This window comes from Streptomyces sp. I05A-00742 (assembly GCF_013055795.1).
Classification (GTDB): Bacteria; Actinomycetota; Actinomycetes; order Streptomycetales; family Streptomycetaceae; genus Streptomyces.
This window is the reverse complement of sequence record NZ_JABETO010000017.1, coordinates 104,700-123,121: the sequence shown is the minus strand read 5'-3', so window position 1 is coordinate 123,121 and position 18,422 is coordinate 104,700. Positions and strand designations below refer to the sequence as shown.

Annotated in this window: 15 protein-coding genes and 1 pseudogene; 7 read left to right on the top strand and 9 right to left on the bottom strand. The window is 74.3% G+C overall.

Annotated elements, in window-relative coordinates; all coding sequences use genetic code 11:
- The first annotated feature begins 70 nt into the window (after positions 1 to 70).
- The 3 genes from HN013_RS18195 (at position 71) to HN013_RS18185 (ending at position 4,466) form a co-directional block, all read left to right on the top strand.
- The gene (locus HN013_RS18195) at positions 71 to 1,684 is read left to right on the top strand and encodes a carboxylesterase/lipase family protein (protein WP_171167423.1); all 1,614 of its coding nucleotides are present in this window, start codon (positions 71 to 73) and stop codon (positions 1,682 to 1,684) included.
- A gap of 42 nt (positions 1,685 to 1,726) precedes the next feature.
- A complete protein-coding gene (locus HN013_RS18190; RefSeq protein WP_171167421.1) occupies positions 1,727 to 3,283 on the top strand; it encodes an ATP-dependent DNA ligase in 1,557 nt (518 codons plus the stop codon).
- A gap of 316 nt (positions 3,284 to 3,599) precedes the next feature.
- Positions 3,600 to 4,466, top strand: coding sequence for an alpha/beta fold hydrolase (locus HN013_RS18185; RefSeq protein ID WP_171167420.1), 867 nt, complete (start codon positions 3,600 to 3,602; stop codon positions 4,464 to 4,466).
- A gap of 40 nt (positions 4,467 to 4,506) precedes the next feature.
- On the opposite strand, the gene HN013_RS18180 is transcribed toward HN013_RS18185, so the two are convergent.
- The 5 genes from HN013_RS18180 to HN013_RS18160 form a co-directional block, all read right to left on the bottom strand.
- Positions 4,507 to 6,525 carry a glycoside hydrolase gene (locus HN013_RS18180; protein ID WP_171167418.1) on the bottom strand — a complete coding sequence of 673 codons (2,019 nt, stop codon included), beginning with the start codon at positions 6,523 to 6,525 and terminating at the stop codon, positions 4,507 to 4,509.
- Positions 6,526 to 6,616: 91 nt separating this feature from the next.
- Positions 6,617 to 6,829, bottom strand: a complete 213-nt coding sequence (locus HN013_RS18175) for a hypothetical protein (RefSeq protein WP_171167416.1) — start codon at positions 6,827 to 6,829, stop codon at positions 6,617 to 6,619.
- 57 nt (positions 6,830 to 6,886) lie between these two features.
- Entirely contained in the window at positions 6,887 to 7,360 is a 474-nt protein-coding gene (locus HN013_RS18170) for a hypothetical protein (protein WP_171167413.1), read from the bottom strand.
- A gap of 169 nt (positions 7,361 to 7,529) precedes the next feature.
- A complete protein-coding gene (gene proP / locus HN013_RS18165; protein WP_171167467.1) occupies positions 7,530 to 9,155 on the bottom strand; it encodes a glycine betaine/L-proline transporter ProP in 1,626 nt (541 codons plus the stop codon).
- Between the two features lie 166 nt (positions 9,156 to 9,321).
- Positions 9,322 to 9,735 carry an ankyrin repeat domain-containing protein gene (locus tag HN013_RS18160; protein WP_171167411.1) on the bottom strand — a complete coding sequence of 138 codons (414 nt, stop codon included), beginning with the start codon at positions 9,733 to 9,735 and terminating at the stop codon, positions 9,322 to 9,324.
- 254 nt (positions 9,736 to 9,989) lie between these two features.
- On the opposite strand from HN013_RS18160, the gene HN013_RS18155 reads away from it, so the two are divergent.
- Positions 9,990 to 10,184 carry a hypothetical protein gene (locus HN013_RS18155; protein ID WP_004948848.1) on the top strand — a complete coding sequence of 65 codons (195 nt, stop codon included), beginning with the start codon at positions 9,990 to 9,992 and terminating at the stop codon, positions 10,182 to 10,184.
- A 55-nt stretch (positions 10,185 to 10,239) separates the two neighbouring features.
- Positions 10,240 to 11,820, top strand: a pseudogene (locus HN013_RS18150) (hypothetical protein); the annotation flags it as partial.
- A gap of 3 nt (positions 11,821 to 11,823) precedes the next feature.
- Here HN013_RS18150 and HN013_RS18145 read toward each other — a convergent pair.
- Positions 11,824 to 13,338 carry a PLP-dependent aminotransferase family protein gene (locus HN013_RS18145; protein WP_171167465.1) on the bottom strand — a complete coding sequence of 505 codons (1,515 nt, stop codon included), beginning with the start codon at positions 13,336 to 13,338 and terminating at the stop codon, positions 11,824 to 11,826.
- A gap of 129 nt (positions 13,339 to 13,467) precedes the next feature.
- On the opposite strand from HN013_RS18145, the gene HN013_RS18140 reads away from it, so the two are divergent.
- On the top strand, positions 13,468 to 14,148 hold the full coding sequence (locus tag HN013_RS18140; protein WP_171167409.1) for a YitT family protein: 681 nt from the start codon (positions 13,468 to 13,470) through the stop codon (positions 14,146 to 14,148).
- A 250-nt stretch (positions 14,149 to 14,398) separates the two neighbouring features.
- Positions 14,399 to 14,773, top strand: a complete 375-nt coding sequence (locus HN013_RS18135; RefSeq protein WP_004948858.1) for an RNA polymerase-binding protein RbpA — start codon at positions 14,399 to 14,401, stop codon at positions 14,771 to 14,773.
- 72 nt (positions 14,774 to 14,845) lie between these two features.
- On the opposite strand, the gene fxsA is transcribed toward HN013_RS18135, so the two are convergent.
- The 3 genes from fxsA to lnt all read right to left on the bottom strand — a co-directional run bounded on the left by fxsA (position 14,846) and on the right by lnt (position 18,059).
- Entirely contained in the window at positions 14,846 to 15,409 is a 564-nt protein-coding gene (fxsA, locus tag HN013_RS18130; protein ID WP_171167408.1) for an FxsA family membrane protein, read from the bottom strand.
- A 218-nt stretch (positions 15,410 to 15,627) separates the two neighbouring features.
- Positions 15,628 to 16,389: a polyprenol monophosphomannose synthase gene (locus HN013_RS18125; RefSeq protein ID WP_171167406.1), complete on the bottom strand. Its 762-nt coding sequence runs from the start codon at positions 16,387 to 16,389 to the stop codon at positions 15,628 to 15,630.
- Positions 16,386 to 18,059 (bottom strand): apolipoprotein N-acyltransferase, encoded by a 1,674-nt coding sequence (gene lnt, locus HN013_RS18120; RefSeq protein ID WP_171167403.1) that lies wholly within the window; start codon positions 18,057 to 18,059, stop codon positions 16,386 to 16,388. Before lnt ends, HN013_RS18125 begins: the two co-directional genes overlap by 4 nt.
- Positions 18,060 to 18,422 lie beyond the last annotated feature (363 nt).

The window sequence follows — 18,422 nt, the reverse complement described above, 5'->3', positions numbered from 1 at the left end:
CCCGCGGCCGCTGAGGCACCGACAGAGACCGGACGAGCACGGTGCCCACTACCGCCCGAGGAGCGTCAGCATGCCGCATTCCCGACCCTTCGGCCGCCGGGGCGGAGCGCTGCGCGCTCCCGTCCTGGTGGCCCTGCTCGCCACTCTGCTCGCCCTCGTCCCGGCCCCGGCGGACGCCGCCCCCCGCCACTCGTCGCCGGTCGTCCACACCGACCGGGGCGCGGTCCGGGGGCGCGCGCACGGGGCGTACGAGACGTTCGAAGGCATCCCCTACGCCCAGCCGCCGACCGGTGCCCTGCGCTGGCACGCCCCCGTGCCGATGCGCCCGTGGCGCGGCGTTCGGGACGCCGGCGCGCCCGGGCCGCGCTGCGCGCAGGCGGATCTGGCGACCGGCGCGGCCGTCGGATCCGAGGACTGCCTCCACCTGAACGTCACCCGGCCCGCCGGGAGGGCGCCGGGCGGTGGCCGGCCCGTGATGGTCTGGCTGCACGGCGGCGCCTTCGTCGCCGGCACGGCCGGTGACTACAAAGCCGGGCGGCTGGCGACGCGCGGCGGCGCGGTGGTCGTGACCGTCAACTACCGGCTGGGGGTCTTCGGTCTCTTCGGCCACGCGGAGCTGGGCGGCGCCCCGGACTTCACCCTCGCCGACCAGCAGGCGGCCCTGCGCTGGGTGCGGGCCAACGCGCGGCGCTTCGGCGGCGACCCGCACCGGGTCACCCTCTTCGGGGAGTCGGCGGGCGCGCTGAGCACCTGTGCGCAGCTGGTCTCGCCCAAGGGCGCCGGACTCTTCCAGCGGGCCGTGCTGCAGAGCGGTTCGTGCATGACGAGCATGCCGAAGGGTGCCGTGGACCCGGCGGAGAAGGCCTGGTCCCCGTGGGCGAGGGAGCGCGACGTCCTGGCCGCCGGGGGCGAGGCCGCGCGCCGGCTGGGCTGCGGGCGCCGGGTCGAGGCGCTGCGCTGTCTGCGGGCCCTGCCGCTGCGGAAGCTGGCGACGCCGGAGCTGATGCGGGCGTTCTCGTTCGTCGCGTACGGCAACGGGCAGCTGCGCGAGGAGCCCGGTCGGGCCCTGGAGAAGGGCCGCTTCCACCGGATGCCGATGGTCCAGGGCACCAACCACGACGAGATGCGCTATTTCGTCGCCCAGGCGTTCGCCCGGTTCCCCGTCCGCGATGTGACGGACTACCGCGCGCGGCTGCGCGCCTCCTTCGGGGACGCGGCCGCCGCCGTCGAACGCCGCTACCCGGCCCGCGCGTACCGGACGCCCGCCGCCGCCTGGGCCGCGGTCCTCACCGACCGCTCGTGGACCTGCACCTCGCTGCGGGCGGACCGGGCGCTGGCCGCCCGGGTGCCGGTGTACGGGTACGAGTTCGCCGACCCGAAGGCGCCGAACGTCTTCGGCCTGCCCACCGTCCCCGAGCTGCCGTACGGGGCGGCGCACGCCTTCGAGCTGCCGTACCTCTTCGACGTCCCGGCGCCGTTCACGGCGGGCCAGCGGGCACTGTCGGAGCGGATGACGGACGCGTGGACGCGGTTCGCGCGCACCGACGTCCCGGGCCCGGAGTGGCCGCGGTTCGGCGGCCGGGCGCCCCGGGTGCTCTCCCTGGCCCCCGGCGCCGGAGGGACGCGGCCGCTGGACCTGGGCGCGGCGCACCACTGCGGCTTCTGGGCGCGGCACGGCGCCTGAGCCCGGACTGCGCGCCGGTCCGTCCCGGTGCACGATGGGGGCATGCTGCTGGCCGGACTCGCCCGGGTGTCCTCGGAGGTGGCGGCGGTGCGCTCGCGGTCGGCGAAGGTGGCGCTGCTGGCCGGGCTGTTCCGGGACGCGGAGCCGGACGAGGCGCCGGTCGTCGTCCCCTACCTGGCGGGGCGGCTGCCGCAGCGCCGGACCGGCATCGGCTGGAGCACGCTGCGGAACCCGCCCGCCCCGGCGGCCGTCCCGTCCCTGACGGTCGCCGAGGTGGACGCCGCGCTCACCGCGATCGCGGCGGTGTCCGGCAAGGGCGCGCAGGGCGAGCGCAAGCGGCGGGTGGACGAGCTGCTGGCCCGGGCCACCGCCGAGGAGCAGCACTTCCTGCTCCGGCTGATCGGCGGCGAGCTGCGGCAGGGCGCCCTGGACGCGCTGGCCGCCGAGGGCTTGGCGGCGGCGACCGGCGCGCCGCCCGACGCGGTACGGCGCGCGGTGATGCTCGGCGGCTCGCTGGGCGCGGTCGCCCGGGCCGTGCTGGCGGACGGCCCGGCGGCCCTGGCGGAGTTCCGGCTGCGGGTGGGGCGCCCGGTGCTGCCGATGCTCGCGCAGACGGCCAAGGACGTCGACGAGGCGCTGGACCGGCTCGGGCCGTGCGCGGTGGAGGAGAAGCTGGACGGCATCCGCGTCCAGGTGCACCGGGACGGCTCCGAGGTCCGGGTCTTCACCCGCACCCTGGACGAGATCACCGGACGACTGCCCGAACTGGCCTCCGCCGCCCTGGAGTTGCCAGTGGACTCGGCCGTGCTGGACGGCGAGGTGATCGCCCTGGACGCCGACGGCCGGCCGCACCCCTTCCAGGACGTCGCCGGCCGGGTGGGCACCCGGTCCGGTGCCGCGGGCCTGCCCCTGTCGCCGGTCTTCTTCGACGTCCTCTCCGTGGACGGCCGCGACCTGCTGGACCTCACCACGGCCGGGCGCCACGCGGAGCTGGCCCGGGTGGTTCCCGAACTCCTGCGCGTCCGGCGGCTGGTGGCCGGGGACCCGGCCGACGCGGCGGTCCGCGCGGCGGCCCGGGAGTTCGCCGCGGAGGTGCTGCGGCGCGGCCACGAGGGCGTGGTCGTCAAGGCCCTGGACGCGCCGTACAGCGCGGGCCGGCGGGGCGCCTCCTGGCTGAAGGTGAAGCCCGTCCACACCCTCGACCTGGTGGTCCTGGCCGTCGAACGGGGGCACGGCCGGCGCACCGGCAGGCTCTCCAACCTGCACCTCGGCGCGCGCCGGCCGGACGGCTCGTTCGCCATGCTGGGCAAGACGTTCAAGGGTCTGACGGACGCGATGCTGGAGTGGCAGACGGAGCGTCTGGGCGCGCTGGCCGTGCACGACGACGGATGGGTGGTGACGGTCCGTCCGGAGCTGGTCGTCGAGATCGCCTACGACGGGCTCCAGCGCTCCACCCGCTACCCGGCGGGGGTGGCGCTCCGCTTCGCGCGGGTGGTCCGGTACCGCGAGGACAAGCGGCCGGAGGAGGCGGACACGGTGGAGACGGTGCTGGCGTCCGGCGGGTCCGCCGGGGGCCGGGCAGGGTCCGATGGCTCTTGAGGGCGCCCTCTCCATGAGTGCGGGTGCTCCCTGCGAGACAGCCGGCGCCTCATGAGTGCTGCGCAGCGAGAGTAGTCCGCTCGGCGGCGGACCAGCGGACCAAGAGCCGTCGGACACGGCCCAGGCGTGCCCGACGGGCCGGCACGGGCCCCGGCCCCGCACGGCCTGGCACGGCACCTCGCCCGCGTTGCCGCGTCGCCCGAGTACGCCCACCTGACGGTCCGCGCCGGACTCGGCGGAAGTACCGTCTCCCCGTCCGCCGTTGGCGGAGAGGACCGCCCTTCCGGCGTCCCCGGCCCCGTGCATAATGGCGATCATGAAGACGATCGTGATGCCCCCGGCCCGCACCGGCGCGGAGCGGCTGCCGGACGGCAGACTTCTGGGCTGGGCGGAGTGGGGTCCTCCGGACGGTACGCCGGTGCTGTTCTCCCCCGGCGCGGCCACCAGCCGTCGGCTCGGCTTCGGCGCCGGAGCGGTGGCCGGCCTCGGGGTCCGGCTGATCGCCCTGGACCGGCCGGGCCTGGGCGCCTCCACCCCGGCGCCCGGACGGACGTTCGCGGACTTCGCCGCGGACGTCCGCGCTTTCGCCGACAGCGGGGGCCTCGGCCGGCCCGCGATGGTCGGCAACTCGCAAGGGGCGCCCTTCGCGCTCGCCTGCGCCGCCGCGGGAGTGACCGGCGCGCTGGCCGTGGTCGCGGGGGCGGACGAGGTCGCGGACCCCCGCTTCGCCGATGTGCTGCCGGCGGAGCTGCTCCGCCTGGTGAGCCTCTCCGGGGACGACCCCGAGGCGGCCGCGGGCGTCTTCGCCCGGCTGGGCCCCGAGGCCATGTGGGACATGGTCATGGCCGGCAGCCCGGACTGCGACCTGGCCGTGTACCAGCAGGAGGAGTTCGCGGCCGCCTACCGCGAGGCGCTGCGGGAGGGCTTCGCCCAGGGACCCGAGGGGTACGCCCGGGACACCGTCCTCGCCATGGGGCGGTGGGGGATCGACCTGGCGTCGATCACGGTCCCCGTGGACTTCTGGTACGGGGCGGAGGACACGAGCCACTCCCCCGACCTCGGGCAGGGACTGGCCGCGCGCGTCCCCGGCGCCGCACGGCACATCGTGCCCGGCATCGGCGGCGCCGTCCTGTGGACCGAGGCGGAGCCGGTCCTCCGGACCCTCCTGGAGCGTTCGTCCTGACCGATGTGCCGGGCGGTGGCCGCCCGGCACACACGCCCCGCTACCGGTTGACGTCGGCGGGGCACAGCCTGCGCGGTTTGCCGTCCCCCTTCAGCTCGGCGTCCACGCAGCCGCCCGGCAGGCCGTCGTGGGCGCGGGTGCCGAAGTTGGCGGTGACGGTGAGGAGTCCGTCGCCGAAGACCGTCCGCTGGACGGTGCGGTCGGTCGTGAGGGTGCGGAAGTCGGTCATCGGCTCCATGCCGGCCGCCTTGTGCAGGGGTGAGAAGTACTTCTGGAGCGCGGCCAGTTCGGCGCCCCGCTCCTTGAGCGACGGGCCGTCCAGGACGAAGTTCAGGGGCGTGTTGTAGAGCATGGCGAGCAGCGCCCGCGTCGTCTTCTGCCGCGGCAGCTTGTCGTAGGCCAGCTCCCAGCGCTCGGTGTTGACGAGCGAGTCGTGGAGGGCGGTCTCGTAGAGGGGGACGCGGTAGGCCGGGTCGTACATCGCCTTGGCGACGTCGGCCGGCAGTTCGGCCTGCTGGAAGAAGATGGCGGGTGCCTCGGCGGGGGCGTAGCCGCCCCACTTCTCCTTGTCGCGCTGGGCCTTCCACAGACCGTCGGCCACCGGGGTGCCGGAGCCGTGGTCGAAGGCGAGGACTCCATTGGCCCAGGCGCCGGCGGACTCGGAGCCGAGGACGAGCCGGTCGCGGCCGGCCAGGCGCCCCATCCGGGCGAGGCGGTTGGCGCGGTCCTTCGCCTTGGTCATGGGGTGGGCCGTGCTGTGGTCGCGGAACAGTTCGCCGGCCGCGTCCACGTCGAGGAAGTAACTGTCGGCGCCGTTGGCGGTCATGGCGCGGGTGCGCTCGGCGAGATACCGCTTGCTCCCCTCGGCGCGCTCGAACGCCTCGGAGCTGAGGTAGCAGCCGCGGTCGTGGAAGCCCGGTTCGGCGCTGCCGTCGGCGCGGCGTACGCAGAAGTCGGGGTGGACGGTGCCGGGCCAGACGGAGGTGGAGGCGTCGGATTTCGCGGGGTCCTGGCCGTTGGCGAACGAGTCGTACGGGCCGACGAGGTAGCCGGCCTTCCTGGCGGCGGTGACGGCGGCGGCGTCCATGGGCCCGCCGTCCGCGTCGTAGCCGAGCCACATGCGGTCCACGCCGAGGGCGCGCAGTTCGCGGACGCCCTCGGCGGTGCGGGCCCTGCCCCAGGTGTAGGCGTGGAAGGCACCGAGCAGCTTGCGGGTGGCGGGTACGGCGTCGGCCTTGCGCCGCAGGCTGCCGAGCTGCCCGTGCTCGGTGAGCCAGGCGCGGTAGTCGCGGGCGGGGGCGACGGGGGAGCCGTCCGTCAGGGCGAAGGCGACGGTGTAGTCGGTGGTGGCGTCGCCGCGCGAGAAGCGGTGGGCGGCGGTGGCGCGCAGCCGGCCCCCTTCGGAGGTGACGTGCAGGGTGGTGCCGATGTCGGTGGGCACGACGTAGCTCACGCCCAGGCCGCGGCCCAGGCCGTATCCCCACAGGGGCAGGGAGAGCTGGGATTCCATGGCCGTCCCGCTGCCGGCCAGGCCGGCACGCGAGGAGTTCCAGAAGGGGTCGGCGACGGGCAGCGACAGCCCCTCGCCGCGCGGGAACTGGAGGGTGGAGGCGGCCCGGTCGTGGCCGGTGACCGGCCAGGAGAGGGTGCTGTCCGCCTTTCCGCCGGCCCGCGCGGTGACGAGCAGCCGGCCGTGCTCGGCGCGGGCGGTGAAGGTCGGCCCGGTGCCGGAGTGGGTCCAGCGCGCCCCGTCGCGGGTCACGTCGATCCGGCCCGGGGTGCCGGGGGTGCCGGCCGCGGGGGCGGACAGTTCGGCCGTTCCGCCGGCCGCGGTGCGGGCGGTCACGCGGAGAGTGGCGGTGTCGACGGTGGCGGTGCCGCCGCGGACGGGGATGTCGACGAGGCCGCCGTGCACGCGGACTCCGGCCGGGGCCGTCCGGGCCGACGGGCCGGCGGACGGGGCCGCGGCGGCGGACGGGAGGAGCGTGACGCACGGGAGGGTGGCCGCGAGGGCCACCGCCGCGGCGCGGAGGGCGCGGCGTGAGGTGCTCTGAGTCATGGGGAGTTGATAACGAAGCGGTCTAAGAACAATGTGAAAAGCCGTGCGGCAGCGGGCCCGCACGGCTCTCATCGCACTCCCGGGTCACTCCTCAGTCACCGGGATCGTACGTCTCGATGTAGTTGCGGACGGCGGCCCGCAGTTCGTCGGGGCTCATCGGGGAACCGTCCGACGTCGCGCTGGAGAAGCCCTGTCCGGCCGGGCCGTTGGTCCAGTCGAAGTCGTAGACCCCGGGCTCGTCCGGGCGCGCCCGGACCGTGAACTCCTGGCCGTCCACGCTCAGCCGGACCGCTTCCCCACTCATCGGACCACCGTCCTCGTCCTCGTCCCACGCGCCGGACGGCTCCGTCCGGCCGCCGGGCTAGATTCCGCAGTACAGCGTCTGCGTCTTGGTCACCAGCTTCGACGCGCCGTCCGGGTAGCCGACGATGTCCACGTCGACCACCGACCGGAAGTCGTTCTTCGCCACGAAGTTGGTGCATCCCCAGTTCGCGACCGCCCGCTTGTTGCTTCCTCCCCCCGGCGGGACGGTCTTGACGCCCTTGTCGAGCGTCCTCCACCCGGAACCGCCCTGCAACCAGATGGTGACCTTGGCGCTCGTCGCCGGGCCGCTGTTCTTGGTCCACCAGCCGTGGGCGTTGATTCTGCCCTGAACGGTGCCCGAGAAGTGGACGTAGTCGCCCCTGGTCATGAACGTGTCGGCGGCGGCCGATCCGGTCCCCGTCCGCCGGTCGTCCCCCGCGTCGCCGTGCCCGTCGGCCTGCGCGGGCACGGCCGCGGCGGCGGCCAGCAGCGCGGCCAGCGCGGCCGATGCCGCACCGACTCGTATGCGCATGAGGAGCTCCCCTCGTTGGCGGCGTATGACTGCCGCCAGCAACCAAGCACACGCATGGGGACCCCTCAAGCGTTCTCTCCGTGATGGCCGGAACCGGCCTGGCAGGGGGTGCGGTGGCCGTGGCCCCTGTGACGCGCCGGATGTCCGCCCGGGCCGTGATGACGCCGGCTCAGGTGTCGTCGTCCCCCGGCCCCTCGCGGCCGGATTCCCCGTGCCGCTGCCCGGGGTGGCGCAGGTGCAGCCACACGTCGCGGGCGCGGCGCCCCGCCTCGGTCCTGCTGCGGGCGACCAGGCGCCGGGCCTGTTCGGGGCTCTCCACCATCGGGCCCGAACCGCGCAGCGGCTTGCCCGCCGTCTCGTGCAGGAAGAAGGCGGAGACGAAGCCGATCACTCCGGCCGCCATCAGGTAGTACGCGGGGATCATCTGGTTGTGCGTCTGCTCCAGCAGCGCCGAGACGACGAGCGGGGTGGTGCCGCCGAAGAGCGAGACGGAGATGTTGAACGAGACGGAGAGCGCTCCGTAGCGCATCCGGGTCGGGAAGAGCGCGGGCAGCGTGGAGGCGGCGGTGCCGGCGAAGACGACGAGCAGCAGCCCCAGCATGAGACAGCCGAGGGCCGGCAGGACCGCGCCGTCGGCCCGGACCAGGAGGATGGCCGGGATCGCCAGGGCGACCAGCGCGGCGCTGCCCGCCATGAACATCGGCCGGCGTCCCCACTGGTCGGAGGAGCGGCCCACGGTGGTGATGGTGAGCGCCACCACGATCATGGTGCCGAGGATCAGCAGCTGGGCCGTGGTGGGGTCCTTGCCCAGGGTCTCGGTCATATACGTCGGCAGGTAGGACGTGACCAGGTAGTTGGTGACGTTGTAGACGATCACCAGGCCCATGCAGATCAGCACCGCGTGCCAGTGCCGGGTGAAGATCTCCCGGAGCCGGCCGTGACCGGACTGGCGGGCCTCCTCGGTCCCTTCGGCCACTTGTTCCTCGTTGGGCCCGGCGGGTGCGACACCGGCCTCGGCCGCCGCACGGAACGCGGGTGTCTCCTCCAGCCGCAGCCGCATGTACAGGCCGATGAGACCGAGCGGACCGGCCAGCAGGAAGGGCAGCCGCCAGCCCCAGTCCGTCATGCCGTCGTCGCCCAGGACGGCGGTGAGCACGGTGACCAGGCCCGAGCCGAGCGCGTACCCGATGAAGGTGCCGAAGTCGAGCCAGCTGCCGAGGAAGCCGCGGCGTTTGTCGGGGGCGTACTCGGCGATGTAGGTGGTGGCGCCGGCGTACTCGCCGCCGGTCGAGAAGCCCTGCACCAGACGGCACAGGAGCAGCAGGACGGGCGCGGCGAACCCGATCGTCGCGTAGGTGGGCAACAGGCCGACGGCGAAGGTGCTGACGGCCATCAGGATCATCGTGGCGGCCAGGACGCGCTGCCGCCCGACGCGGTCGCCGAGCGGCCCGAAGACCAGCCCGCCGAGCGGGCGGACGAGGAAGGCGGCGGCGAAGGTGGCGAAGGCGGAGATGACCTGGGCGCCGGGCGAGCTGGAGGGGAAGAAGACCTTGCCCAGGGTGGCCGCGACATAGGCGTACACGCCGAAGTCGAACCACTCCATCATGTTGCCGAGCGCCGCGGCGGACACGGCACGGCGGACCTCCGGGCGGTCCGCGACCGTGACCTCCTCGATGCTCAGGGGGGTCTTGCTCCGGCGCAGGAGCGTACGGAGCAGCCGGTCCGTCGCCGAGGTGCCGCCCCGTGCGGGGGCACCCCGGACGGTCTTCGGGGTTCGTCTGCGGTCGGCGCCCATGATCACCTGTCGGAGAGTCTGCCGGGACCGGGAGTCCCGTGGATCCCTTCCGATACGGGTATGCACTTTGGCGCTGTTTATTCGCTTATGGCTCACGCGAAAGCGTCTTGCCCGGACATCACCCGCAAAACCTGGAGCACAGCGGCCACGCCGGGCCGCGGCGGCCTCACTCGCCCCGGAACAGCTCCAGCAGATCCTGACGGCCGAACATACCGGCCGTCTCGACGGCCGAGGGCGTACCCGCCGAGGGGTCAGCGCCGTGGGCCAGCAGCAGGCGGATCACCTCGTCCTCGGACTTGAACACGGCGCCGGCGAGCGGTGTCTGGCCGCGGTCGTTGGGCCGGTTGGGGTCGGCGTCCCGCTCCAGCAGGACGGCGACGGCCGCGGGGTGGCCGTGGTAGGCGGCGAGCATCACGAGGGTGTCGCCCCGGTCGTTGGTGAGATTCACCGGGACCCCGGCGTCCACATAGGCGGCGAGGGTGTCGGTGTCACCGTGGCGGGCCAGGTCGAAGACCTTGGCCGCGAGCTGGAGCACCTCGGGGTCGTGGGCGGGCTCGGTCTCGGGCATCGGCTCGGACATGATCGGCGGTCCTTGGGGTCGGGGCCCGCGGCGGGGCCTGCTGTCTCCGGGCCGGTCACGGGCGCGTTCCGGCCCGTTCCCGGCCCCCACCCTACGTACGGCCGGGCGGCGCGGAACCCCGGGCGCCCGTACGGCCGCCGAGCGGGTGAAACGGCGGCGCGTCACTCGTGTGCCTCTTCCCGGATGTCCGGATCGCCGCTTGCTGTGACGCTGGGAGGACTCGTGGTGACCGCCCCCACCCACAGGAGACCTCCATGATCCTCTCCATCTCCGGCGTCGTGCTGCTGGGCATCGTCGTGTTCCTGTTCTTCCGCAAGGACGGTCTCAAGGCCTCCCACGCCCTGGTCTGCGCCCTGTTCGGCTTCTACCTCGCCGGCACCGCCATCGCCCCCAGCATCAAGGCGGGCGGCGCCAGCCTCGCCGGACTGCTGGGCGGCCTCAGATTCTGACCGCGGTCCCCCGGTCCGTCCCCAAGTCCCCCCACACCGACGTCAGGAGGCCGCCATGGGCCGGCGAGGAGTCTCGCGCACCCTGACCGACAGAGCTCCGCTCTCCTCGGGGCGGGAGCTCGCGCACACCGTCACGGACAGCGCGCGGGACGTGCTGCACCCCGTGATCACCATCGGCCGGGGCCTGCGCTCGCTGGCGTCGGCAGGCCGGCGCGGCTGGGCCAGGACCCCCCGGGACCGCCGGGGCGCCGCCCTGCTGCTGGCCGCGTCCTGCATGCTCATCGTCGCCCTGATCCCCTACGGGCCGCCGCTGGCCGCGGCCCTGCTGCTGGCCGCCGGGGCGTGGCGCGGCCGGGACCGCGCGGCGGCGCCGACGACCCGTCAGGACCCGCTGGCCGGACGGCTCCAGGCGCTGTACGAGGCCCTGGTGCCGTACTTCTCGTCGCCGATGGACCCGACACCGCTCTACTCCCACGGCGGCAGCTGGCGGCAGGCGTTCGACGACCACGCCTTCGACGACGAGGGCCGGCTGGTCGCCCTGCGGCTGCGCTACCCGGCGTACTTCACCGACGGGGAGAGCGAGGCCCGGGCCCGGATCGAGCACCTGCTCCAGACCAAGGCGGGCCGCGGCCGGGAGTACCGGTTCGTCTGGGACGAGGAGGAGAGCGCCCTCGAACTGGCCGTGCTGCCCGCCCTCCCCACCGGCATCCGGGCGCAGCGCTTCGTGACCGCCCCGGGCGAGGTCCTGCTGGGCTTCACCGACCCGGAGGCCGTCCAGCGGACCCTGCCGGTGACCGACGGGCTGCTGACGCGCGATGTGCCGCCGGTCATCTGGCGCACCGGCCAGCGGTCGTCGGAACCCCACCTGCTGGCCCTCGGCCGGCCCGCCTGCGGCGTCACCACGCTGCTCCGCTCGGTGATCCTCCAGGCCCTGCACCACGGGGACGTGGTGATCGTGGACGGGGGCGGCGCCGGCGAGTACGCGTGCCTGGCCGGCCGGGAGGGCGTCCTGGCCGTCGAGTCCTCGCTCCCCGGCGCCGCGGCCGCCCTGGAGTGGGCCGCGCAGGAGACCCAGCGGCGGCTGGTGGCCACCAACTCCGCCCGGCAGCAGGGCCGCCCGACCCCGGAGGACGTGCGCCGCCCGCTGTGGATCGTCGTCGACCGGCCGGCCGCGCTGAGCGCGCCCGCCGCCGCCGAGGCCCTTCCCGACCCGCAGGAGCTGCTCCAGGTGCCGCTGCGCCACGGCCGGGCCGCCAATGTGACGGTCGTCCTCGGCGAACAGCTGGAGAGCGAGCGGCTGCTCACGGAGGCGGTGCTGACCCACACCCGGGCCCGGGTGGTGCTGGGCCCGGTCCCCGCCGGGCAGGTGCGCGGCACGCTCGGCGAGCTGCCGCAGACCACGCCCGTCAACGAGGTGCCGCCGGGCCGGGGTTACGCCCGGCTGGGCACCGGGCCGGTGCACCGCCTCCAGGTGCCGGCCACCCCCGACCCGTACGACGAGGGCGCCCCCGAGGACCGGCGCCGCGCCGTGGCGGAGCTGCTGCCGCCGTGGCCGCCGACGGAACCCCTCGACATGGCGGCGTACGCGGCCCCCCGGGAACCGGAGCCGGGCCCCGCCGCGGCCTTCCCCGCGGACGGCTCAGGCCACGAAGGTACGGGGAGCGTCGGCCGCCACGGGCGCCCCGCTGGCCACCAGCCGGGCGGCCTCGGCGAGCCGCGCCACCGCCTCGTCGGCGACCGGCCCGGTGACGGTGAAGGGCAGCCGTACGTACCCCTCGAACGCCCCGTCCACGCCGAAACGCGGACCGGACGGCACGCGTACCCCCAGCCGCTCGCCGACCTGGGCGATCCGCGAGCCGGAGAGCCCACCGGTGCGTACCCACAGGGTGAGCCCGCCCTTAGGGACGGTGAACTCCCAGTCGGGCAGCCGCGCTTCGAGGGCCGCGACGACGGAGTCCCGGCTGTCGAGCACCTCGGCGCGGCGTACGGCGACGGCTTCGTCCCAGCCGCCGGTGTCCAGCAGCCGGCTGACGGCCAGCTGTTCCAGTACGGGCGTGCCGAGGTCGGCATAGGCGCGGGCCGCGACGAGGCTGCGGATCACTTCGGGGGCGGCGCGTACCCAGCCGATGCGGAGCCCGGCCCAGAACGACTTGCTGGCGGAGCCCACCGTGACGACCGTGCTGCCTGCGGGGTCGAAGGCGCATACGGGACGGGGCATCTCGAGCCCGGGCTCCAGCGGGAGGTCGGTCATGGTCTCGTCGGCGACGAGTACGGTGCCGGCGGCTCGCGCGGCCTCGACGAGTTCGCGGCGCTGGGCCTCGGGGGCGAGAGTGCCGGTGGGGTTGTGAAAATCGGCGACGACGTAGGCCAGCCGGGGAGCGGCGTCCCGCAGGACCTGGCGCCAGGCGGACAGGTCCCAGCCGCCGAGCCGGTCGGCCATCCCGACGGGCACGAGCCGGGCGCCGGCCTCACGCATGAGCTGAAGGACATTGGCGTACGACGGTGACTCGACGGCCACCCGCTCGCCGCGCCCGGCCAGCAGCCGGCAGATGGCGGCGACGGCGCCCATGGCCCCGGTGGTGACCATGATCTGCTCGGGCATGGTCGGGATGCCGCGCGCGGTGTAGCGGTCGGCGAGGGCCTGGCGCAGGGCGGGCAGGCCGGCCGGGTAGTCGCCGTGGGTGTGCGCGTAGGGCGGCAGTTCCTCCAGCGCCCCCTGGAAGGCGCGGGTCAGCCAGGGCTCGGGGGCGGTGAGGGCGGCACAGCCGAGGTCGATCATCGAGCCGGCGCTCTCCGGCGGCAGCGGGTCCAGGGCCCGGGTGGGGAGCGGACTCCCGGCCGGCACGGCGGTCCAGCTTCCGGCGCCACGCCGCGATTCCAGGAAGCCCTCGCCCCGCAGCGCCTCGTAGGCGGCGGCGACGGTGGTCCGGCTGACGGACAGCGCGGTGGCGAGCTCCCGCTCGGCGGGCAGCCTGGCCGCCACCGGAATGCGGCCCTCCAGGACCAGCAGCCGGATGCGGTCGGCGAGCGAGCGGTAGGCGGGCGTCCGGCGGCCGTTGATCGGCGTCACCCCGCCGGACAGCTCCGTTCCGCCCTGGGCGTCCAGGAGACGCGCGAGCTGCTGCGCTCCCACTGAGGCGGTCCACTGACTCATGGTTGCAGTCCACCTTTCCGGAATTGGCCATGGATCATTATCGCTTACAGTCCACAGACTGCCATGCAACAGGCCACCCGCACCACCGTCGGGCCAGGCCACGACTTTTGGGGAGAGGTTGTGCCCACTGTGCCCACACCGACACGGTCCACGGCGGCGGCGGTCGTCGGCCGCCTCGTCCGGCTCTACATCGGCCTGGCGCTGTACGGAGCGAGCGCGGCGCTCCAGCTGCGGTCCGGACTGGGACTGTCACCCTGGGACGTGCTCAACCAGGGCGTCGCACGCCACGCCGGGCTGTCGATCGGCACGACGTCGATTCTGATCGGCGCGCTGGTGCTGCTGCTGTGGATCCCGCTGCGCCAGCGCCCGGGGCTGGGCACGGTGTCCAATGTGCTGGTGATCGGCCTGGCGATGGACGCGACGCTGGCCCTGGTGCCCGCACAGGACTCGCTATGGGTGCGGATCCCGCTGCTGGCCTTCGCCGTGGCACTGTGCGGGATGGCGACCGGCCTGTACATATCGGCCCGCTTCGGCCCCGGCCCGCGCGACGGGCTGATGACCGGCCTGCACCGCAGGACCGGACGGTCGGTGCGGCTGGTACGCACCTGCATCGAGCTCGCGGTCCTGGCGACTGGCTTCGCGCTCGGCGGCTCGGCGGGCGCCGGAACGGTAGTCTTCGCCGTGGCGATCGGCCCGCTCTCACAGTTCTTCCTGCGCTTCTTCGACCGGCCCGGCACCGCGCCGGCGGCGTCGGCGGAGCCCGCCACGACCGTCCCGGCCGGCCTCGCGCCGGACCCGGTGCGCCAGTGAAAGCTGCGAGCCGGTAGTGTACGCCTTTGACCCACCGGATGAACCGTTACTGCGCGCACAAGTGCCGGGAACACTGGGTGACATCTGTTGTCAGATGTGACAAACCGGGCGCTGGTGGGTACAACAAGGGGCGGCACGACGGGCGACGCATGTCCCTCAACGGGAATCTTCACCGCCGACCGGACGTTGACCGGATGACGACGACAGCGACACCTGTCCTGTGGGCGACAAGCCCGGGAGGCACGAATTCATGAGTGAGCGAGCTCTCCGCGGCACGCGACTTGTGGTGACCAGCTACGAGACCGACCGCGGCATCGATCTGGCCCCGCGCCAGGCGGTGGAGTACGCATGCCCGAACGGCCATCGATTCGAGATGCCGTTCTCTGTAGAGGCGGAGATTCCGCCGGAGTGGGAGTGCAAGGCGTGCGGCGCCGTGGCACTCCTGGTGGACGGCGACGGACCCGAGGAGAAGAAGGGCAAGCCCGCGCGCACGCACTGGGACATGCTCATGGAGCGGCGCACCCGCGAGGAGCTGGAGGAGGTGCTGGCCGAGAGGCTGGCCGTCCTGCGCTCCGGCGCCATGAACATCGCCGTGCATCCGCGGGACACCCGCAAGTCGGCCTGACCCGCCGCACACCGCACATCACAAGGGCCCGGCCACCGCTTCCCGCGGTGGCCGGGCCCTTGTGCGCTCCGCTCAGCGCGGCAGTTGGGGGTCGTCCGTGCGGGGGGCCGGGCCCTCGTCGTCCCGTATGACCTCGCCCTGGACGACCTTGCCGTCCGGGCCGCCGGCGCCGGGCCGGTGCATCCGCGCCTGCCGCACCGCGTCCCCCAGCGGGCCCGCCTCCGCCGCGCGCTCGATCCGGCGGACGGCCGTCTTCCGGATCAGCGCCCGGGTCGGCGGGAAGAGGCACAGCAGCCCCGCCACGTCCGAGACCAGCCCCGGCACCATCAGCAGCAGGCCGCCCAGCATCGTCAGACCGTTGCCGCCGCCCTCCACGTCCGGCGCGGCCCCCGCCGCGCCCCCGGCCTGCATCGACCGCGTCAGCCGCTGCCAGGCGCGCCGCCCGGCCCTCTTGATCACGTACGCGCCGAGGACCACTCCCCCGGCCAGCAGGCCGAACACGGCGAGGCCGCCGGCGGCGTCCGCGACCAGGATCAGGAGGTAGATCTCCAGGACGGCCCAGGCGGCGACGGCGAGGGGGAGGAGTTTGCGGGTGCGGCGCTGCTTGGGCTGCTGCTGCTGCGTTCCGAACGTCATGCATCCAGTGTGCCTGGGTGGTGGGGTGCCCCGGACCCCCGGTGAGCGCGCCTGCGGCGCGCGTCCTCAAACGCCGGACGGGCTGTCCAGCCCGTTGGGGGTGCCCCCTCTGGGGGAGTTTGAGGACAACCGCGCGGAGCGCGGTTTCAGGGGGTCTGGGGGCTCGCCCCCAGGAATCGGCGAAGGGGCGGGACCGGGGCACAGCCCGCCGCAGGCGCTCAGCCCCGCCCGAGCGCCTTCCCGACCCGCGCCCCGACGCCCCACGACGTCACCCGCCACAGCGCCTCAGCGACGATGTCACGACTCATCTTGCTGTCCCCGAGCTCCCGCTCAACGAACGTGATCGGCACCTCCACCACATGGAAGCCCGCCTTCACCGCCCGCCACGCCAGGTCGACCTGGAAGCAGTAGCCCTGGGAGGCCACCTCCTCCATGCCCAGCCCCTCCAGCGTCTCGCGCCGGAAGGCGCGGTAGCCGCCGGTGACGTCCCGGAGGGGGACGTCGAGGAGGAGCCGGGAGTAGGTGGAGCCGCCACGGGAGAGGATCTCGCGGGACTTGGGCCAGTTGACGACGCGGCCGCCGGGGACCCAGCGGGAGCCGAGGGCCAGGTCGGCGCCCTTGAGGGCGGTGAGCAGCCGGGGCAGCTCCTCGGGCTGGTGGGAGCCGTCGGCGTCCATCTCCACGAGGACGCCGTAGCCCTGGTCGAGGCCCCAGCGGAAGCCGGCGAGGTAGGCCGCGCCGAGCCCTTCCTTGCCCTTGCGGTGCAGTACGTGGACGTGGTCGTCGGCCTCGGCCAGCTCGTCGGCGAGCTTCCCGGTGCCGTCCGGGCTGTTGTCGTCGGCGACGAGCACTTGCGCCTCCGGCACGGCGGCCCGCACCCGGCCGACGATGGGCTTGATGTTCTCCGCCTCGTTGTAGGTCGGAATGATCACCAAGGTCGTGCCGAGCGGACCGAATCTCCGCTGACCGCCGTCGTTCACTGCTGGCCCTTCTTGTCCATGGACTCCACCGCTCGTTCCCGACGGCCGATCAGCACGGCGGCCGCACAGGAGAGAAGGCCCACGATAGCGAGCACCCATTCCGGCGCCGCACCGGCTCGGTCCGCGACGGTGGTGCCGTCCCGGAGCGGGATGGCGGTGTTGATGACCTCGCGCGTGAACTCGGGCGCGCGTTCCTCGACCGTGCCGTCGGGTCCGACGACGGCGCTGATGCCGCTGGTGGCCGCGGTCACCACGGCCCGGCCGTGCTCGACGGCGCGCAGCCGGCTCATGGCGAGCTGCTGCTCGGGCTGGTCGGAGCGGCCGAAGGTGGCGTTGTTGGTCTGTACGACCAGTGCCCGGGCGCCGGCGTTCACGGTCTCCCGGACGATCTCGTCGTAGGCGACCTCGAAGCAGATGACGTCGCCCAGGCGGGCGGGACCGACCTGCATGACCCCGGTGTGGTCGCCCGGGTAGAAGTCGCGGGGCACCCGCTGGAGGCGGGTGATGACCTTGCTGAGCTGCTCGCGGAACGGGACGTACTCGCCGAACGGGACGGGGTGCTGCTTGGTGTACGAGGCGCCGGGCCCGGTCTTCGGGTACCAGACGATGCCCTCGTTGTAGACGTAGCCCGCCTTGGTGGGGTGGTCGACGAGCGCGCCGACGAGCACCGGCACCCCGATGGCCTTGACGGCCTCGTCGATGCGGTCGTAGGCCTGCTTGACCCGGAACGGGTCGAGGTCGGAGGAGTTCTCCGGCCAGATGACCAGGTCGGGCTTCTTCGCCCGGCCCTCCTTGACGTCCTTCGCCAGCTGCAGGGTGGCGTTGACGTGGTTGTTGAGGATCATCATCGGGCGGCCGAGGAAGTCCATGCCGGGCTTCTGCACATCGCCCTGGACGACGGCGATGTTCACCGTGTCGTCGGCCTTCGTGGGCACCGGCACCGCGTACCCGGCCAGGACCACGGCCCCCGCGAGGGCCACCGCCTCGACCGGGGGCAGCAGGGCCTTCACCCCGAGCGGCCCGCCGCGCAGCCGCCGCAGGGCGAGCACCGCGAAGGCCACGAGGCCACCGGCGAACGCCACGGCGAAGCTGACCAGCGGGGCGCCGCCGAGCGCGGCGAGGGGTGTGAAGGGCGAGTGGGTGTTGGCGAAGGCCAGCCGGCCCCAGGGGAAGCCGCCGAACGGCATCCGGTCGCGGGCCCACTCCTCGGCGACCCACAGACAGGCGGCCCACAACGGCCATGCGGGCAGCCGGGAGGTCCGGGCGAGGCCGGCGCCGAGCGCGGCGACGAACAGGGACTCGGCGACGGACAGGCCGAGGACGACGTCGTAGCCGACGACGTTCAGCCAGCGCAGCAGCAGGAAGAAGAACGGCAGGGCGACGACGAAGCCGGTCCAGGCGCCCTGGCGGCCCGTGCGGCCGTGGGTCAGCAGGGCCAGCGCGGCCACCGCGAGCACCGACAGCGGCCACACGTCGTACGGCGGGAAGGCGAAGGCCAGCGCCACTCCGGTCGCGGCGGCGAGGCCGGTGCGGGCTGCCTCGCGGCGGGCCGGCGCGGCCAGCCGCGCGGCCCGGCCGGGGCGGGGCGCGGGAGGCGCAGGCGAGGCGTCCGTGCGGCCCGCCGCGGGGTCGCCGGAGGTCTCGGCGGTGGTGTCGGAACCCGAGGGCACGGTCGCGCCTTCCTGCAGCTCGTTTCAGGGATCACGTGACCGTACCCCGAGTGGGGTACGGCCCGTGTCCAGGGTGCGGGAAAGCGGCGCCGATGCCGAGAGGCGAAGGGCCCGGCCGGAAGCGGCGGGGCCGGGGACGGCGGGTGGGGCACGGTGTCCTTCGGGCCGGCCGGGGAACCGCTGGCTGCGGGTCGCCCTGGAACCGTTGTCTACTGAACGTCCGGGCCCCACCCGGGTCACACCTGCCGACCCGGCGGAACGTCCCCCGCCCCCGTGCGCTGGACCTGGCTCCCAGTGGCGGCGCGCCCGTACGGCGCACCACCCCATGGCCCAGCGGCGTTCGACGACTGCGTGGAGTTCTCC